This window comes from Mesorhizobium sp. M1A.F.Ca.IN.022.06.1.1 (genome assembly GCF_003952605.1).
Taxonomy (GTDB): Bacteria; Pseudomonadota; Alphaproteobacteria; order Rhizobiales; family Rhizobiaceae; genus Mesorhizobium.
Genome location: NZ_CP034455.1, coordinates 2,851,608 through 2,867,582, shown reverse-complemented (window position 1 = coordinate 2,867,582; position 15,975 = coordinate 2,851,608). Strand labels below are relative to the sequence as shown.

Annotated in this window: 10 protein-coding genes and 1 pseudogene; 4 read left to right on the top strand and 7 right to left on the bottom strand. The window is 65.7% G+C overall.

Features of this window, described 5'->3' with window-relative positions; all coding sequences use genetic code 11:
• Positions 1–40: 40 nt before the first annotated feature.
• Positions 41–949, bottom strand: coding sequence for an N-acetylmuramic acid 6-phosphate etherase (locus EJ078_RS13510; RefSeq protein ID WP_127215654.1), 909 nt, complete (start codon positions 947–949; stop codon positions 41–43).
• 200 nt (positions 950–1,149) lie between these two features.
• Between EJ078_RS13510 and EJ078_RS13505 the strand changes: the two genes are divergently transcribed.
• The 4 genes from EJ078_RS13505 to nagA are packed head-to-tail and all read left to right on the top strand — an operon-like array spanning position 1,150 to position 5,039.
• Positions 1,150–2,031, top strand: a complete 882-nt coding sequence (locus EJ078_RS13505) for an N-acetylglucosamine kinase (protein WP_127215653.1) — start codon at positions 1,150–1,152, stop codon at positions 2,029–2,031.
• Positions 2,032–2,074: 43 nt separating this feature from the next.
• The gene (locus tag EJ078_RS13500) at positions 2,075–2,854 is read left to right on the top strand and encodes a GntR family transcriptional regulator (RefSeq protein ID WP_095799128.1); all 780 of its coding nucleotides are present in this window, start codon (positions 2,075–2,077) and stop codon (positions 2,852–2,854) included.
• Positions 2,851–3,882 carry an SIS domain-containing protein gene (locus tag EJ078_RS13495; protein ID WP_127215652.1) on the top strand — a complete coding sequence of 344 codons (1,032 nt, stop codon included), beginning with the start codon at positions 2,851–2,853 and terminating at the stop codon, positions 3,880–3,882. The genes EJ078_RS13500 and EJ078_RS13495 overlap by 4 nt, the downstream gene beginning before the upstream one ends.
• The gene (gene nagA / locus EJ078_RS13490) at positions 3,879–5,039 is read left to right on the top strand and encodes an N-acetylglucosamine-6-phosphate deacetylase (RefSeq protein ID WP_127215651.1); all 1,161 of its coding nucleotides are present in this window, start codon (positions 3,879–3,881) and stop codon (positions 5,037–5,039) included. Before EJ078_RS13495 ends, nagA begins: the two co-directional genes overlap by 4 nt.
• Positions 5,040–5,231: 192 nt before the next feature.
• On the opposite strand, the gene EJ078_RS13485 is transcribed toward nagA, so the two are convergent.
• The 6 genes and pseudogenes from EJ078_RS13485 to EJ078_RS13460 all read right to left on the bottom strand — a co-directional run bounded on the left by EJ078_RS13485 (position 5,232) and on the right by EJ078_RS13460 (position 15,919).
• The gene (locus tag EJ078_RS13485; protein ID WP_127243146.1) at positions 5,232–6,758 is read right to left on the bottom strand and encodes a malonyl-CoA synthase; all 1,527 of its coding nucleotides are present in this window, start codon (positions 6,756–6,758) and stop codon (positions 5,232–5,234) included.
• 61 nt (positions 6,759–6,819) lie between these two features.
• Positions 6,820–7,563 carry a GntR family transcriptional regulator gene (locus EJ078_RS13480; protein WP_127215649.1) on the bottom strand — a complete coding sequence of 248 codons (744 nt, stop codon included), beginning with the start codon at positions 7,561–7,563 and terminating at the stop codon, positions 6,820–6,822.
• Positions 7,564–7,825: 262 nt separating this feature from the next.
• Complete coding sequence (rpe, locus tag EJ078_RS13475; RefSeq protein WP_127215648.1) at positions 7,826–8,503, bottom strand: ribulose-phosphate 3-epimerase; 678 nt, start codon at positions 8,501–8,503, stop codon at positions 7,826–7,828.
• A gap of 201 nt (positions 8,504–8,704) precedes the next feature.
• A pseudogene (locus tag EJ078_RS13470) lies at positions 8,705–12,432 on the bottom strand (hypothetical protein).
• Positions 12,429–14,423, bottom strand: a complete 1,995-nt coding sequence (locus EJ078_RS13465; RefSeq protein WP_245459218.1) for a hypothetical protein — start codon at positions 14,421–14,423, stop codon at positions 12,429–12,431. The pseudogene EJ078_RS13470 and the gene EJ078_RS13465 overlap by 4 nt, the downstream one beginning before the upstream one ends.
• Before the next feature lie 554 nt (positions 14,424–14,977).
• Entirely contained in the window at positions 14,978–15,919 is a 942-nt protein-coding gene (locus EJ078_RS13460; RefSeq protein ID WP_095824388.1) for an alpha/beta hydrolase, read from the bottom strand.
• Positions 15,920–15,975: the final 56 nt, after the last annotated feature.

Genomic DNA, 15,975 nt, shown 5'->3' with positions numbered 1-15,975 from the left:
TGTTGACCTTTTTCAGGTTCGGTTTTGATGAGAACAGCGGCTAGCGCGCCTTGCTCCCCTCGATCGCGGAAAGCGCCGGCCTGAGCTTCTGGCCGGTTTTTTCCAGTATCTTCTCGGCCGCATCGGCATTGGCAGCACCCGCGGCGAGCAGAATGGCAGTCTTGACGCCGCCACCGCTCTCTTCGAGCAGGCGCGCCGCGTCTTCGCGGCTGCGTCCGCTGATGGCGGCCACCATGCGCACCGCGCGGTCACGCAGCTTGATGTTGTCGGCGGCAAGGTTGACCATGTAGCCGTCATGCACATGGCCGAGATGGACGGCAGCGAGCGTCGAGAGCATGTTGAGCGCGATCTTTTGTGCTGTTCCCGCGCCCATGCGCGTCGAGCCGGCGATCAGCTCCGGCGGCGTCTCGAGCAGGATGGCGACGTCGGCCTCGCCGAACAGCGTCGCGCCGTTGTTGTTGGCTATCGCGATCGTCGCCGCGCCCCGGCGCCGGGCATCGCCGATCGCCTGGACGGCATAGGGCGTCGAGCCACTGGCCGAGATGGCGATCAGGCAGTCGCCCTTGCCGATATTGGCATTCGCGACGGCTGCCGCGGCTTCCTCGGTATCGTCTTCCGGTCCGCCGGCAAGCGTGCGGAACGCCTCGTCGCCGCCGGCGATCAGGATGGCGATGCGGTCCCGCGCTATACCGAATGTGCCGGGAAGTTCCAGCGCATCGGCGACAGCCATGAGGCCGGAACTGCCGGCTGCCGCGTAGGCGAGCCTGCCTCCACCCTTCAATTGTCTGGCGACAAGCTCGGCGGCCTCGGCAATGGCCGGAATGGCGCCGTGCACGGCCCTGGCGGCCTCGATTTGCGCATTGGCGAGGAACGAAAGGATGGCGTCCGGGGCCTGGACATCCAGCCCCGCGGCGTTCTGATGAAGCGCTTCCGTGCGCGTCTCGGCCATCCGCTTTCCTCCAACTGATCGAACAATACCAAAAAAATACCACTTGTCCACATCTCTCATTGCGTTTTCATGCTCCGGAGCGCGTCGGGAACAAATTTCCATGTCCTTTCAATCAAATACGCCTTAATCTTTTTTGAGCCGAAATTAACGCTTGGCTGTTGGTATTTTATTGGTATTATCCGCGACGAGGAGAAAATCGCGTGAAATTCGTGCTTGGCATCGATGGCGGCGGCACAAGCTGCAGGGCGGCCCTTGCGACCGCCGACGGCGCTGTCGTTGGCCGCGCCAAGAGCGGCGCGGCCAATATCCGCACCGACCTTACCGGTGCGCGCGCAAACATCGTCGAGGCGGCAAGGCAAGCTTTCGTGGCCGCCGGTGAAGATCCGGAGCTGATCCCCGAGACGCCTGCCATTCTCGGCCTCGCCGGAGCCAATGTCGGCACCTACAGGCAGCAGCTGGAAGCGATCCTGCCGTTCAGCAAAAGCCGCGTCGAGACCGATGCCGAGATCGCGCTCGAAGGCGCCGTCGGCTCCGGCGACGGCGCCATGGCGATCCTGGGCACCGGCACCGCCTATATGGCGCGCAAAGCGGGCAAGTCGCACGCCATCGGCGGCTGGGGTTTCCAGGTCGGCGACCAGGGCAGCGGCGCCCGCATCGGCCGCGACCTGCTCGAGCAGACGCTCCTTGCCTATGACGGCATCCGCCCCGGCTCGCCGCTGACGGATGCCATGCTTGCCGTCTTCCGCAACAATCCCGAGGACGTGGTCGAGTTCACCACCAACGCCAAGCCCGGCGACTTCGGCGGTTTCGCGCCAAAAGTCTTCGAGCATGCCGAAAAGGGCGATCTCGTTGCCAATTGGATCCTCGATAAGGCGGTTGCCGATGTCGAGGCTTCGCTCGGCGCCCTCGAACTCGCCGACGATGCGCCGCTATGCCTGCTCGGCGGCCTGGCGCCGCTCTACGCGCCGCGGCTGGCGGCGCGCTATCAGGCGCTGCTGAAGGCCCCGCTTGACGATGCGCTCGGCGGCGCGGTGCAGATGGCCGCGCGCATCTTCGCGGGCAAATCCGGAGGCGCCCGATGAGCGCCGCCGACCGGATTTTCGCTATGCTGCTGGAGGCGCCGCGATGAGCGCCGCCGACCAGATCTTCGCTATGCTGAAAGAATCCTCGCAGAGCGGCGCGCCGCTTTACCTGCAGCTGAGAAAAAGCATCGAGGAAGCGGTCAATCGCGGCCTGATCGGGCCGGGTGACGCGCTGCCGTCGGAGCGCGATATAGCCAGCAAGGCCGACATTTCGCGCGTCACTGTGCGCAAGGCCGTGCAGGATCTCGTCAAGGGCGGCATCCTCGTCCAGCGCCATGGCTCCGGCACCTTTGTGGCCCCGCGCATGGAACGTGTCGAGCAGTCGCTGTCGCGGCTCACCTCCTTCACCGAGGATATGGCGCGCCGCGGCATGGTCGTGCGCTCGGCCTGGCTCGATCGCGGCCTCTATGCGCCCTCGCCGGACGAGATGATGGTGCTCGGCCTGTCGTCGAGCGAGCTGGTGGCGCGCGTGGCGCGCCTGCGCATCGCCAACGACACGCCGCTGGCGATCGAGCGCGCCGCGATTTCGGCGAGCGTGCTTCCCGACCCCGAAGCGATCGGCTCCTCGCTCTACGCGGCGCTGGAACTGACCGGCAACCGCCCGATGCGGGCCGTGCAGCGCATTTCGGCCGCCAATCTCGGCGACGGCGACGCGCGCCTTCTCGAAGTGCCGCCGGGGGTTGCCGGCCTGCACATCGAACGTATTTCCTATCTGGCGAGCGGCAAGGTGATCGAGTTCACGCGCTCGATCTACAGGGGCGACGCCTATGACTTCGTCGCGGAACTCCGGCTGACCGGGCCGGGAGAGGAGAGCCGGCCATGAGCGCAACCGCCACCCACATGCGGCGCGAGATCGAGGAGATCCCGCAGGCCACCGCCCGCCTGCTGGACGGCTCAGCCAAGGTGCTGGCCGATGCCGGCCGCGGCCTTCGCGAGCGCGATCCGCATTTCGTCGTCACCGTGGCGCGCGGCTCGTCCGACCATGCCGCCACCTTCATGAAATATGCCGTGGAGCTGACAGCCGGCCTCGCCGTCGCTTCCGTCGGCCCGTCGATCGCTTCCATCTATGGCGCGAAGCTGAGGCTGCGCGGCTCGGCTTGCCTGGCGATCTCGCAGTCGGGCAAGAGTCCCGACATCGTCGCCATGGCCGAAACCGCGAGAGCCGGCGGCGCGCTCACCGTCGCCATCACCAACACCGCCGACTCGCCGCTGGCGCGCGCCTCGGATTATGCCATCGACATTCTCGCCGGCCCGGAGCGCAGCGTCGCGGCCACCAAGACCTTCGTCAACTCGGCCGTCGCCGCCCTGGCGCTGATGGCGCACAGCACTGGCGATGAGGCGCTGCTTGCTGCGCTCGCCCGCCTGCCGGAGCATTTCGAGAAGGCGATCGCCTACGACTGGATGGCGCTCGCCGCGGCGCTCGAGACGCCGCGCTCGCTGTTCATCCTCGGCCGCGGCCCATCCTTCGCGATCGCCAGCGAGGCGGCGCTAAAATTCAAGGAAACCTGCGCCATGCATGCCGAGGCCTATAGCGCCGCCGAGGTCATGCACGGGCCGCTGGCGCTGGTCGGGCCGGGCTTCCCGGTCCTGGCGCTTGCTGCCCGGGACGCGTCGGAGCCTTCGGTGACCGAGGCGGCCGACAGCTTGACGGCCAAAGGCGCGGCCGCTTTCGTCACCTCCGATAATGCGAAGGCAGCCGGGCTGCTGCCGTATGTCGCAACTGGCCATCCGTTAACCGATCCGCTGCCGCTGATCGTGTCCTTCTATGGCTTCGTCGAGGCCTTCGCTCGCCATCGCGGTCTCGATCCGGATGCGCCACGCAATCTGCGCAAGGTGACGGAAACCGTATGAGCGACCGTTTCGCCCTCACCGGCGCCCGTATCTTCGACGGGGCCGACTGGCACGACGATACGGCCCTTGTCGTCAAGGACGGCGTGGTCGAGGCCATTCTGCCCGCCGGCGCCGTGCCGTCAGGCGTCTCCCATGTCGAGACCGGTGGCGGCCTCTTGGTTCCCGGCTTCGTCGACATCCAGGTCAATGGCGGTGGCGGCATTATGCTCAACGACCATCCCGATGTCGCCTCGATCGAGACCATCTGCCGGGCGCACGCGCCCTTCGGCACCACGGCGCTCCTGCCGACGCTGATCACCGACACGCCGGCGATCACCGCCGCGGCGGTCGACGCCGGCGCCGAGGCCGCCCGGAAGAAGGTGCCGGCTTTTCTTGGGCTGCATCTCGAAGGCCCGCATCTGTCCGTCGCGCGCAAGGGCGCGCATGATCCGGCTCTTATCCGGCCAATGACGGACGCTGACCAGGCTGCGCTGGTCGCGGCGCGTCAGGGCTTGCCGGTGCTGCTCACCACGGTCGCACCGGAATCGGTCCAGCCGGCCCGGGTCACGGCGCTGGCCGCGGCCGGCATCGTTGTCAGCCTCGGCCACTCCGACACCGGCTATGCCACGGCAACGGCCTTCGCCGAGGCGGGCGCCACGGTCGTCACCCATCTCTTCAACGCCATGAGCCAGATTGGCAATCGTGAGCCGGGACTGGCCGGAGCGGCGATCGACACCGGCAGCTTCTACGCTGGCATCATCGCGGACGGAATCCATGTCCATCCCGGCACCATGACGCTTGCACTCAATGCCAAGAAAGGCCCGGGCAGGATCCTTTTGGTCACCGACGCCATGGCGACGATCGGCACCGACATGACATCCTTCACCCTCAACGGCCGTACCATCTACCGCAAGGACGGGAGTCTCAGGCTTGCCGACGGCACGCTGGCCGGCGCCGATCTAGACATGATTTCCGCCGTGCGCTTCGTCCATCGCGTGGTCGGGCTCGATCTCGACGAGGCGCTCCGCATGGCCTCGCTCTATCCCGCCGAAGCGATCGGCCAGGCGCATCGCCTCGGCCGCTTCGCCAACGGCACCGCAGCGGACATTGTCGGGCTGTCGGAAGACCTGGACGTCAAGAATGTCTGGATCGGCGGCGAGAAGGTTTTTGCGGCGTAGGCCTCTTCCTTCGTCATCCTCGGGCTTGACCCGAGGATCCATGCCGTGACCTCTGCGGTGGGGCGCAACGGTGCAGAATTCTGTAATCGTTGCACGCTTTGGCGTTAAGGCATGGCTTCCAGGGTCTTCCCGCGTCGCTTCGCTCCTTGCTCCGCCCTAAAATGACGAAGCTGCCGGGCGTTTGCACTAGTCCTAGCTCTGCGGTCTGGATTGGTAGATATCCTTGTACGCCTCGCGCAAAACGTTCTTCTGCACCTTGCCCATTGTGTTGCGCGGCAATTCGTCGACGAAGATCACCTGCTTTGGATGCTTGTATTTGGCCAGCCGCCCGGCAATGGCGTCGGCGATATCGGCTGCGCTGATTGCCGAGCCCGGCTTGCGCACCACGACCGCCGTGACGCCTTCGCCGAAGTCGGGATGCGCAACCCCGATCACCGCGCTTTCGGCAACGCCGGCAAGCGCGTCGATCTCGCTCTCGATCTCCTTGGGATAGACGTTGTAGCCGCCCGAGATGATCAGGTCCTTGCCGCGGCCGACGATGTGGACATAGCCGCCGGTGTCGATCAGGCCGAGGTCGCCGGTGATGAAGAAGCCGTCGTCGCGGAATTCGGCCTTGGTTTTCTCTGGCATCCGCCAATAGCCGGCAAAGACGTTCGGGCCCTTCACCTCGATCATGCCGATCTCGCCCTGGGCTAGCGGCTTGCCGCTTTCGGGGTCGGCGACGCGCAGCGTGACACCCGGCAGCGGAAAGCCGACCGTGCCAGCGCGCCGTTCGCCGTCATAGGGATTGGAGGTGTTCATGTTGGTTTCGGTCATGCCGTAGCGTTCGAGGATGGCGTGGCCGGTGCGCTCGCGCCAGGCATTATGCGTCTCGCTAAGCAACGGCGCCGAACCGGAGATGAACAGCCGCATGTGGCTGGCCGCATCCTTCGTCAGGCCCTGCTGCTGCAGGAGCCGCACATAGAAAGTCGGCACGCCCATCAGCGCGGTCGCGCGCGGCAGAAGCGAAATCACACGGGCCGGGTCGAACTTCCGCTCGAACAGCATCTTTGCGCCGGCCATCAGGATGACGTTGGTCGCGACGAACAGGCCGTGCGTGTGGAAGATCGGCAGCGCGTGGATGAGCACATCATCGCCGCTGAAGCGCCAGTAATCCACCAGCACGCGCGCGTTGGAGGCGAGGTTCTCGTGGCTGAGCATGGCGCCCTTGGAGCGGCCCGTCGTGCCAGACGTGTAAAGGATGGCGGCAAGATCGTCGGGGCCGCGCTCCAGATCCGCAAAATCCGCCGGCTGCAGCGCCGCACGGTCCGCAAGCGTGCCCTGTCCGTCGCGGCCTAGCGTCAGCGTCGCCGCCCCCGCCGATGCGGCAAGCGGTTGCACATCCTTCACCTTTTCCGGATCGCACACGACCAGCCGCGGCTCCGCGTCGCGGAAGAAATAGTCGAGCTCCGGCAGCGTATAGGCGGTGTTGAGCGGCAGGAAGACGGCGCCGGCGCGCAGACAGGCGAGATAGAGGAGCAAAGCTTCAGGGGTCTTCTCCACCTGCACGGCGACGCGATCGCCGGGCAGCACACCAGCGGCGACCAGCGCGTGCGCAAACCGCGCGGACCGCGCCAGCATGTCGGCATAGGAAATCGAACGCCCGTCATCCGTCTCCATCAGCACTTGGCCAGGCGCCGGCATGCTGGCGCGAAACGCGTCGAACAGGTGATTGGTCATGTCGTCCCCTGGCGTCGAAAGCTCGGCCAGAGCGAATATCAGATTTGTCAGCGATGGGCAGCTATTTGCGACCGCGCGCGGCCTTGCCTGCGCGAGCCCGCGGACCGTCGCCTGGGCTGAGCTGCGCCATGCACATCTCCGCCGTCAGGCGGTAGTGACTGAGCAAGGCCTCGACCGCGCCGTCGGCGTCGCCGTCCATGGTCCGCTCGGCAATCGTCCGGTGCTCGCCGAAGTCGTCGCGTTCGGAGCCGGGGCCGCGCTGCGAGATCAGCCGGTAGCGGGAGGCCTGGTCGGAAAGCTGGTCGCAAAAGCCGATCAGCCAATGCGAGCGGCAGGCGCAGATCAGCGCGCGATGAAAGGCGCGGTGCAGCTTCTCCCATTCCGGATTGTTGGTTGCCGGGTCGTCGGGCCGGCGGCGTTCGGCGCGCGCCAGGCGGTGCAGGGCGAGCACCAGCTGTTCTTCCCATTCCGCCGTTCGGTGCGCAATGGATTCGCGTAATGCGCGTTCTTCCAGCCAGCACCGCGTGCGGGTGAGCTCCTCCAGCTCGGTCGCGTTGACCGGCATCACGAAGAAGCCGCGCTGGTCGTGGCGGCCGAGCAATCCCTCGGCGGCCAGACGGTTCAGCGCCTCGCGCACCGGCGAGGCGCCGGCGCCATACCGGGAAACGACCCATTCGACGCGCAGCTTGCCCTCGGCTTCCAAAGCTCCCCGCAGCAAGTCCTCGCGGAGCTGATGGTAGACCGAACTGGCCAGCGTGCTCTTGGCACCCTTGCCTTCGCCCGTATCGGCGTTCCCGTATGGCAATTTGACTCCTATTGCCGGCCCCTGTTTTGCAGGGCCCCTCGGCCAAGCAATTTCATACGATGTATCTTGCAGCCGAGCACAGCCGCCTAAAAACGTATGATGGCGATATTCGTACTTTAAGACAAGGCGGGGTCAATTATCGAATAAAGTAAAATCCACTTGAAAAAAGGCTGACGTCAGTGGGAGACTTGACATAACTCGGTATACTGAACAGCCCTTAGTTAGCGAGGCGGCTTTTGGTAGGAACGCACTGTCGACGTCTTTAACGGGCGGCCTTGTCGGCGGCTGAGCGGATCGCTTCGATATTTGCCCGATAGGTTTCTACTGTGCCGCCTTTGAAAATGGCCGCGCCGGCCACCAGCACGCCGGCGCCGGCGGCCGTCACCAGCGGCGCCGTTTCCGGCGAGATGCCGCCGTCGATCTCGATGCGGATCGGGCGCTCGCCGATCAGCGCCTTGACCTTTCGCACCTTGTCGACGATCGCCGGGATGAAAGCCTGGCCGCCGAAGCCGGGATTGACGGTCATGATCAGGATGAGGTCGAGCCGGTCGAGCACATATTCGATCGCCGTTTCCGGCGTCGCCGGGTTGAGCGAGACACCGGCCTTCTTGCCGAGACCTTTGATGGTTTGCAGCGAACGGTCGAGATGCGGGCCGGCCTCGGCATGCACCGTTATGCCGTCGCAGCCGGCCTCGGCAAAGGCCACCAGGTAGGGGTCGGCAGGCGCGATCATGAGATGGCAGTCGAAGAAGGTTTTTGTCCGGTTGCGGATCGCCTTAATCACCGGTGGGCCGAAAGTGATGTTGGGCACGAAATGGCCGTCCATCACGTCGAGATGGATCCAATCGGCTCCGGCCGCCGCGACCGCTTCGACCTCGTCGCCGAGCTTCGAAAAGTCCGACGCCAGCACCGATGGTGCGATCAGGGTCTTCTTGCTCATGAAAGGCTTCTCCCGGCATCCTCATCGGCGCGCTGGGCTGCGCGCTGGCACGCGGGTCTGCCTAGACCATCGTCCGGCCAAGGGGAAGCGTGTTTTCCGCTTCGCTCGAGGGGCGCGCAAAAACGCGAGCTGCGATGCGGGAAAGAGAGAACCCGCTGGATTTCTCCGGCGGGTTCGCGGGCGCGGTAGTGATGGGCTGCCTTACTGAAGGTTGTCAGTCGCCGGGTTCCGCTGCAGCCTTGGTTGGCTTCTTGGCACCAACTGCTGCAGGATATTCGGATTGAGCAGCAGGTCCGGATCGATCTCCAAGCCTGGCCGCCTGCGGATCGGGAAGCAATCCGGATACCGGCCGGCCGTTCCGACCGGGCAGCGCCGCCTGATGATCGGCTGGCACATGCCATCGATCATCTCCGAGCCCGGCGCGCATTCAGCGTCTTCGAACCTGCCGCATCTACCTTCGATCACTTCGGTGCCGCGTGGACACACGCAGACGCCGCGTTTGTTGAGGAACTGGCCGCGGATGGAGCATGCTTGCGGCTTCCTGACCGGCACGCAGGCTTTGCCCTTCAACGCCGTCCCCCTCGGGCAGACGCAATCGCCATCGGCATTGCGCACCTGGCCACGAATGCGGCACTGGCTGGGCGGCTGCTGCCTGTCGGGCACGCAAGCCTTGGCGGCGCGGTCGACATGCGTGTCCTTGGGACAGGCGCAGCCATCCGGTGTTGGCACGGCGCCGCGGATCGTGCATTTCGGCGGAGCGACCCGGCAGACGCCGTTCACCAGCTCGCCGCGCCGGCATACGCAATTGCCGTCCTGGTCGCGGTACTGGCCGGGACGCAGCGTGCACTGCGGCTCCTGCGGCTGCTCGCTCTGAACGCATCTGCCGTTTTCCAGCTCGGCGCCTCGCGGGCAGACGCAGCGCCCGTCCTCGGTCCGGATCTGGCCCTTGAGTAGGACGCAGCGCTGCGGCACTGGCAGCGGCAGAAGCTTGGTGCCGCCGGACGAGCACTGACCGTTGCGGAATGTGGTGCCGTCCGGGCAGGCGCAGCGGCCGGCCGAGTTGAGCACCATGCCGCCCGAACACTGGTTCTTGACCTCACGCTTGATTGTGAAGGGGTGGCATGCATAGGCCCTGCCGCCGTCGCCTTGCGCGTTGGCTGGGGCGCGCGACAGCACATCGCCGCCGCCCTGCACCGGCGTGTTTGGCGAGAGCACCCCAACGCAGTTCTGTCCGCTGACCGTACCCCGCAGAGTGGCAAGGCGCGCGTCGTCGGGAAGGACCACTGTGACATGATGCGTATGGCTTTCGCCGGCGCCCAGCGTCAGATTGGCGATGCAGGACGCCGGCAGCGTCGCCGGCTCCGGCGAGCAGCCGAAAGGCGGGTCGATCGCGGTGATCTTGACACCCTCCAGCCTGCCGAGACCGTCGATGCCGACCGCATCGCCGATGCGGACCGGACCGGAGAAGGCATTCGGCCCCCATTCGTGATGGTGATCTCGAACGAGCAGGGCGCGCCTGGCTGGCATTCGCTGTCGCCGGTCTTCTCGACGCGGATCATGGAGGCCCCACCGCCCTTCGCGCAAGCCTGGCCGATCGGATAGACGATGTCGTCGCGGGGCGCCGGCCCAAAAGAGCCGCGCGCGCAGTTCTCGAACGCGTCATTGCCGCCGACCGTCACGTCGAAGTGCCGGCTGGTTCCGGGCGTCATGACGGCGCCGGCAATCTGGCAAGACAGCATGTTGGCGGGCACTGGCCCGCAGTTCCAGTCGGCGCCGTCCGGGGTCAGGGTCCGGACAGCGACCGGCGCGCCGCCCGACACCAGCGTGGCGGCATCGTTGACCCGCACCGGACCGGTGGGGGCAGCAGTGCCGGCATTGGTCACGGTGATGCGGCAGGATACCGAAGACGCACCGGCCAGCGAGCTCTCGCACGCCTTGGTGATGCGCAGGCCGGGCTTGGCGCCATTCGGACGGCGGATGCGCTCGGTCGCGCACGCCTTGTTGTTCGCGAGGTCGACCTCGCGCGCAATGGCCTTCACCTCGGCGCAATTCTCGACCGTGTCCGGCCGGTAGTTTGCCGGCATGACCGCCTTGACCACGATGGGCGTCGAGGCGCCCGGCGGCAGCGAGATGCCGGCATTGTCGCAGCGGAACTGGCCGGGGCCGTTCGGCAAGCAGATCCATGGCGGGCTGGGCCCGAAGGCCGAGGAGGTCGGCGCGTCGCCCGGATAGGTGTCGATCACGGTCAGCGGCCCGTGATAGGTGCTGGTGCCGTTGTTGATGATATCGATCACGAAGCTGCAGATGCCGTCCGGCGTGCAGACCGGCATGCGGGCGCGCTTCTTCAGCAGCAGGTCGACCTTCTTCTCGACCGCAGGCTGGCATTGCGGATCGCGATCGCCACGGCGGCAGACCGGGATCGAGGCGCAGCCGCGATCGTTCTGCTGGCTGCCGAACAGCGGCTTGCCGCTCGCCTGGTAGTCATAGGCGGCGCAATTGCGCAGCACGCTTCCCTGCCAGCCGCCGGCCGGCTTGAAGCCGAGCTTGAGGACGGCGGAGGCGCCCGGGTTGAGCGTGGTTGCCGGATGGGTGCAGGTCATCGGCGTCGTCCCGGGCGCGCAGACCCAGGGTGGGTTCGGTCCCGACGACAGCGCCGACCCGGCCGGCAATGTCACCTCGTCGAGCACGATCTTGCCGTTATAGGGCGCATCGCCGACATTGGTGACCGTGATGGTGAAGTCGCAGCCGCCGGACATCGTGCAGCGCGGCACCTCTGCCCACTTCTCCACCTTGAGGTCGGGCTGCTTTTGGGGCGGGCACCTGAGATCACGCGGAATGTCGATGTCGATCTCCTGCGTGCAGCAAAGTCCCCAGCCTTCCTTCGGCCCGGCATAGGTGTCGATGCCGGTGACGACGAGATGGATGGCCTCGCCCGGCGAGGCGCCGATGATCTTCCAGTTCAACACGCCGCCGCCGGCAGGTACCTGCTGGGTGTCGGTGGCGATGGTGATGCCGGGTGTCGTCGTCGACAGCTGCACCCATTTGCCGGCCATCTCCGGACCGACCGGCATGTGATAGATGAAGGCGCCGCCGCCGGGCACGCAGTCGACCGAGCCGCGTTCGACCTTGAAGCATTCCTTGCTGGGAGGCGGAGGCGGCGGGTTGCACTTGCTCAGGTCGATCGTGATCGAGGTTTTCACGCCGGTGAGGAAATCGGCGTCGTCGGGCTTGTCCGGATCCTGCGAGGGGATCGTGGTTGCCGGGCCGCCCCTGAAGGCCACCTTCATCTCACCCTGGTTATCGACCGTTGCCGGCGCGGCGAAGGCGGCATGGTCTATCTTGGCCGTGATCCGGAAAGTGATCACGCGTTCGTCGGCAGCGCCGACGCCGTCGAGGTTCGAAGCGCTGATCCGGAAATTTGAAACGCTTGCCGTATCATTTGGGCCGGCCGATGTGCTGATCGAAGCAGCGGGCAGCGGTCCGCCGGAAGCGCCCGTGCCGTCGCCGACGAGGTCGACGCTCACGATCTGCAAGCCGTGCGGCAACTGGTCCTTGAAGTCGAGCCTTGTCGCCTTCAGAAGGGCCGCCACGCTTGGCCGGTCGAAGTCCTGCGGGTCGCCATGGATGCCGAAGCTCAAGACGTATTCGACACTATCGCAGCCCCTTAGGCCACCCTTCTTGGTGAAGAAGGGTATGATCCGCCCGAGCTCCGGATTGATGCCGCGCGATCCAGCCGTGATTTCCGGGTTGGCGATCTGGCCGGCCGGTGCCTTGTCCTGCGCAAGCGCCGGCACTGCCGGCATCATGGCGACCGCGACACCGGCCGCCATCAGCCAGCGCGCGCCGCGCCTGGCGTATGACAGGGGTTTCATGATCGTGCCCATGACGGCTTTGCGCGGGGCAGGGCGGGAAAGGACGAGACCGCTCATCTGTCCCTCCTCGGCGCTTCGCACTCGACGGCCGGCGTCCTCAGCGGCAGCGTCACCTTGCAGCAAGGATAGTAGCCGCCTTTGTCCCGGTCGGACTTCCGGTAGAAGCAGAGCCCGACATTGACGGTGTCGCCCGGATTATGGCCGATGATGCCGATCGTGTAGGGCTTGCCCGGCGCATGCGACATGGGTGAGGTCACCCCGACGCCCGGTGTCTTGGACAAAGCCTTGATCGAATCGCCGCCAAAGCCGGCGTGGTCATCGAGATAGAGGTCGGCCCGGAGGCCGCGGGGTGTGCAGAAATACTGCACGTCCTCGACATCGAGGCATGGGCGCAGGTTGCCGGGCGGAGGGAAGTCCGGCGGATAGACGGGAGGCAGGAAGCCGCCGGGGATTTCCTCATAATAGCCGGCGCGGCCCTCGCAGGGGCGCCAGACCCTGACGTCGCCGACATGGCCCTGGACGTCAGGGTCTTCGAAATAGCCGTCGAAGTCGACGACCCAGGAGCCGAAGGGCGGCACGTTTACCGGCTTGACCAGCTTGCTTGGCGTGAGCTGGACGCCATGCACGGCAAGCGGCCCGCCGGCGGCGAGGCGCTCGGCAAGCTCCGGATTGTCGCGCAATTTGTCGCCGGTGTTCACGACCGTGTCGGTGCAGACCGAGGTGTCAAGATTGCCTTCGGGGTCGTAGCGGTATTGCAGGTCGACGCCGCCTGCCGACTGCCGGTTGCCCTGCGGGAAGCCGACCGCATATTCCTGCGGCACCTCGGCCCAGACCGATTCCGTTGCCGGATCGTCCGGATCCTCGCGCTGGTAGCGGATCACCTCGCCTTTGCCGGTATCGGCGAAGCGGCTGTAATCGTAGCGGTTCTCGACCGGGCCGCGCTGGGCAAGATACATGAAACCCTGATTGTCGAAGGCGATATCGGTGACGGCATAATCTTGGTCGGCCTTGACCGTCAGTTCCCAGCGCGGATCGCGGCCAAAACCCCCGTCGCTTGCAATGCCGACCGACCAGATTTCGGCTTTCTCGCCTACGGAATAGTAGAGCCGCCCGCCATGGTAGGCGACGGCCCAGACGCGGCGCGCATCCTGCGTATAGCCCCAGGTTCGGGGGTCTTCCGAATCGAAGGCAGTATCGTGGATGTCCATCACGGCGCCGTCGTCGGCGACCGGGGCCAGCCCATGCGCGGGACGCCCGGCAACGCCATGGTCGAAGCTGTCGATCAGATTGCCCTCGATATCGATGCGGTGGATGAGCCCGGTATCGAGATCCGAAGCGAAGAACTCACGATGGGTCGGATCGAAGGCGAGGTTGCCGATGCCGGGCCCGCTGTTGGTGTCGATGTCGGCGAATTTCGAGACGGCGCCCGAGATACCGTCGATCTTCCAGATGGTGCCCGGTCCGCCGCCATTTTCGATGCCGAACTGGCCGTTCATGAAGACAGCGCCGGCGGCGCCGCGGCGCTGTCGCTCAGGCCGCCCGTCCTCGTCGGCGTCCGGCGTGACGATGTCGATGCCGTGCAGCGAGGTCGCCGCCGTATAGAGGTTCGGAATGCCCGACGGCACGCCATCGCGCACGCCGTCGTCATAAGTGAGGCCGAAGACCTCGCCGATCTGGCCGGCTGTCACCTCGAAGGGCGGCGGCGTGTAGACGAGCTGGCCCGAAGCTGGGCCGCCGAGTTGCGAGACGTTGAAAATGCGCAACGAGGCCTGCGAAGTGTCGATGAAGGTTTCGTCGACCGGGTCGACGCCGGGCGGCAGGCCGCCCTTTTCGGAATCGGGAGAGCCGAAATCCGGGATGATCGTGCCGGGGAAGCCGGTCACCGCCATCGAGCCCGGATAGATGATCTGGGCTTCCTGAGCCTTTGCCGCACCGCCGAGGCAAAAGCCGGCGGCCAGTGCCAGGGCAAGAATTCCGCTGGTGGTCACGATCGCGCGGCGCAAACCGCCGCCGCGAAAAGCCACGAACGAGCCGCGGTCGCGAGACATTGAGCTCCCCCCGAAGTCGTCGGAAGAACCCTCCGATTTCGCCGCGCAAAACAAGGTAAGTCGCAGCGTTCCGGCTCGTTCGTCCCTGATAGAATTGTCTGTTTTCCGCCTGTTCACGATACGCCGGGTGCCTGGCAGGGTCAACGGAATCAGCCGAAAGCCGAGCGCGTCGTCTCCATCCCGAAGCCGATGATCGCGCCGAGCTCCTGTTGCTTCCTCGGACCACCGCGGCTCTGGATTTCTGATCATACGGGCTCCCTTTCCGGCCCGCGCCATGCGGCGCCTGGCCGTCAGTCGCAGGCTGAGTCGGAAAGGTTCAATCCGGTCTAGAGCAATTCGAGAAAAAGTGTGAGCGGTTTTCCGTCCGGAATTGCGTCAGAACAAACAAGCCCGAGCATTTCGTCGTTTCCGTGAAACGGTGAAATGCTCTAGGCGTCCGGCTGGTAGAGCTGTCTTTGCCCGTCTCATGCAAGTCGCCGAAAAGAGAGCAGCGATTTTGGCATCAGCCCCGAAGCGCGGCGCTTGAATTCTCGACGCCACGCGCTTTGGCAAAATCACCAGATCCACTCGCCTCTGCCGAGCACGGAGACCGCCTCGACGATGCGGGTGAAGCTCGCGCGAGCACGACCGACCGTATGCCGGGCTCTCAAATAGCTGTGCACTAGCCCCTGTTCTTCGAACCAGTAGGCATACCCGCCGGCCGCGACGACGCGGTCGCGATAGGCCTCGCCGTCTGAGGACAGCGGGTCGCATTGGGCAGTGATCAGCACCGTCGCCGGGAGATAGGCGAAATCGGCGTCGGCGAGCGGCGACAGCGTGATGTCGCCGGTCCGGTCCACGCCGCCGGTGCGAATGTTCAGGTAGAATTCGATATCGCGCAGGGTCAGCATCGGCGCGTCAGCATGCGCCACATAGGAGCCGCGCGAGCGGTCGCCCCCGAGGCTGGGATAGATCAGCACCTGGCCGGCCGGCTTCTTGATGTGACCGCGCGTTGCGTGGGCAACGGCGGCGCAGAGGTTTCCGCCGGCGCTGTCGCCGCAAAGCAGGACAGGGCAATCATAGGTCTTGGCGGCCCATTCAAAGGCGCTTAGCACGTCGTCGAAGGCGGCCGGATGCAGATGTTCCGGCGCCAGCCGGTAATCGACCGAGACCACCTCGTAGCCGGTGCGGGCGCACAGCTCGGCGCAGACATCGTCATGGCTGTCCAGCCCGCCGAGGATGAATCCGCCGCCATGAACATAGAGCACCATTGCGGCGCTGTTCGATTCCGCGTTGCTATAGATGCGGATCGGGATGCTGGCGGTCGGCGTGGCGATGGCGGACGTTTCGACCGTCACGCCTTGCGGATAGCCGGCGAAGAACTCGCGGCACATCCGGTCGTAGATCGCCCGCTGCTCTGCGATCGTGTAGTCGATCGTGTCGGGCGGGTAATAGGAATTGGTCTTCTCGATGAAAGCCCAGGTCTCGACGTCGATGAGGGTCTTGTAGTCGGTCATAGCGCTTGGGCCGATCGCGAAGGTCGAGCCTGAGCACCCCCCTCTGTCCTGCCGGA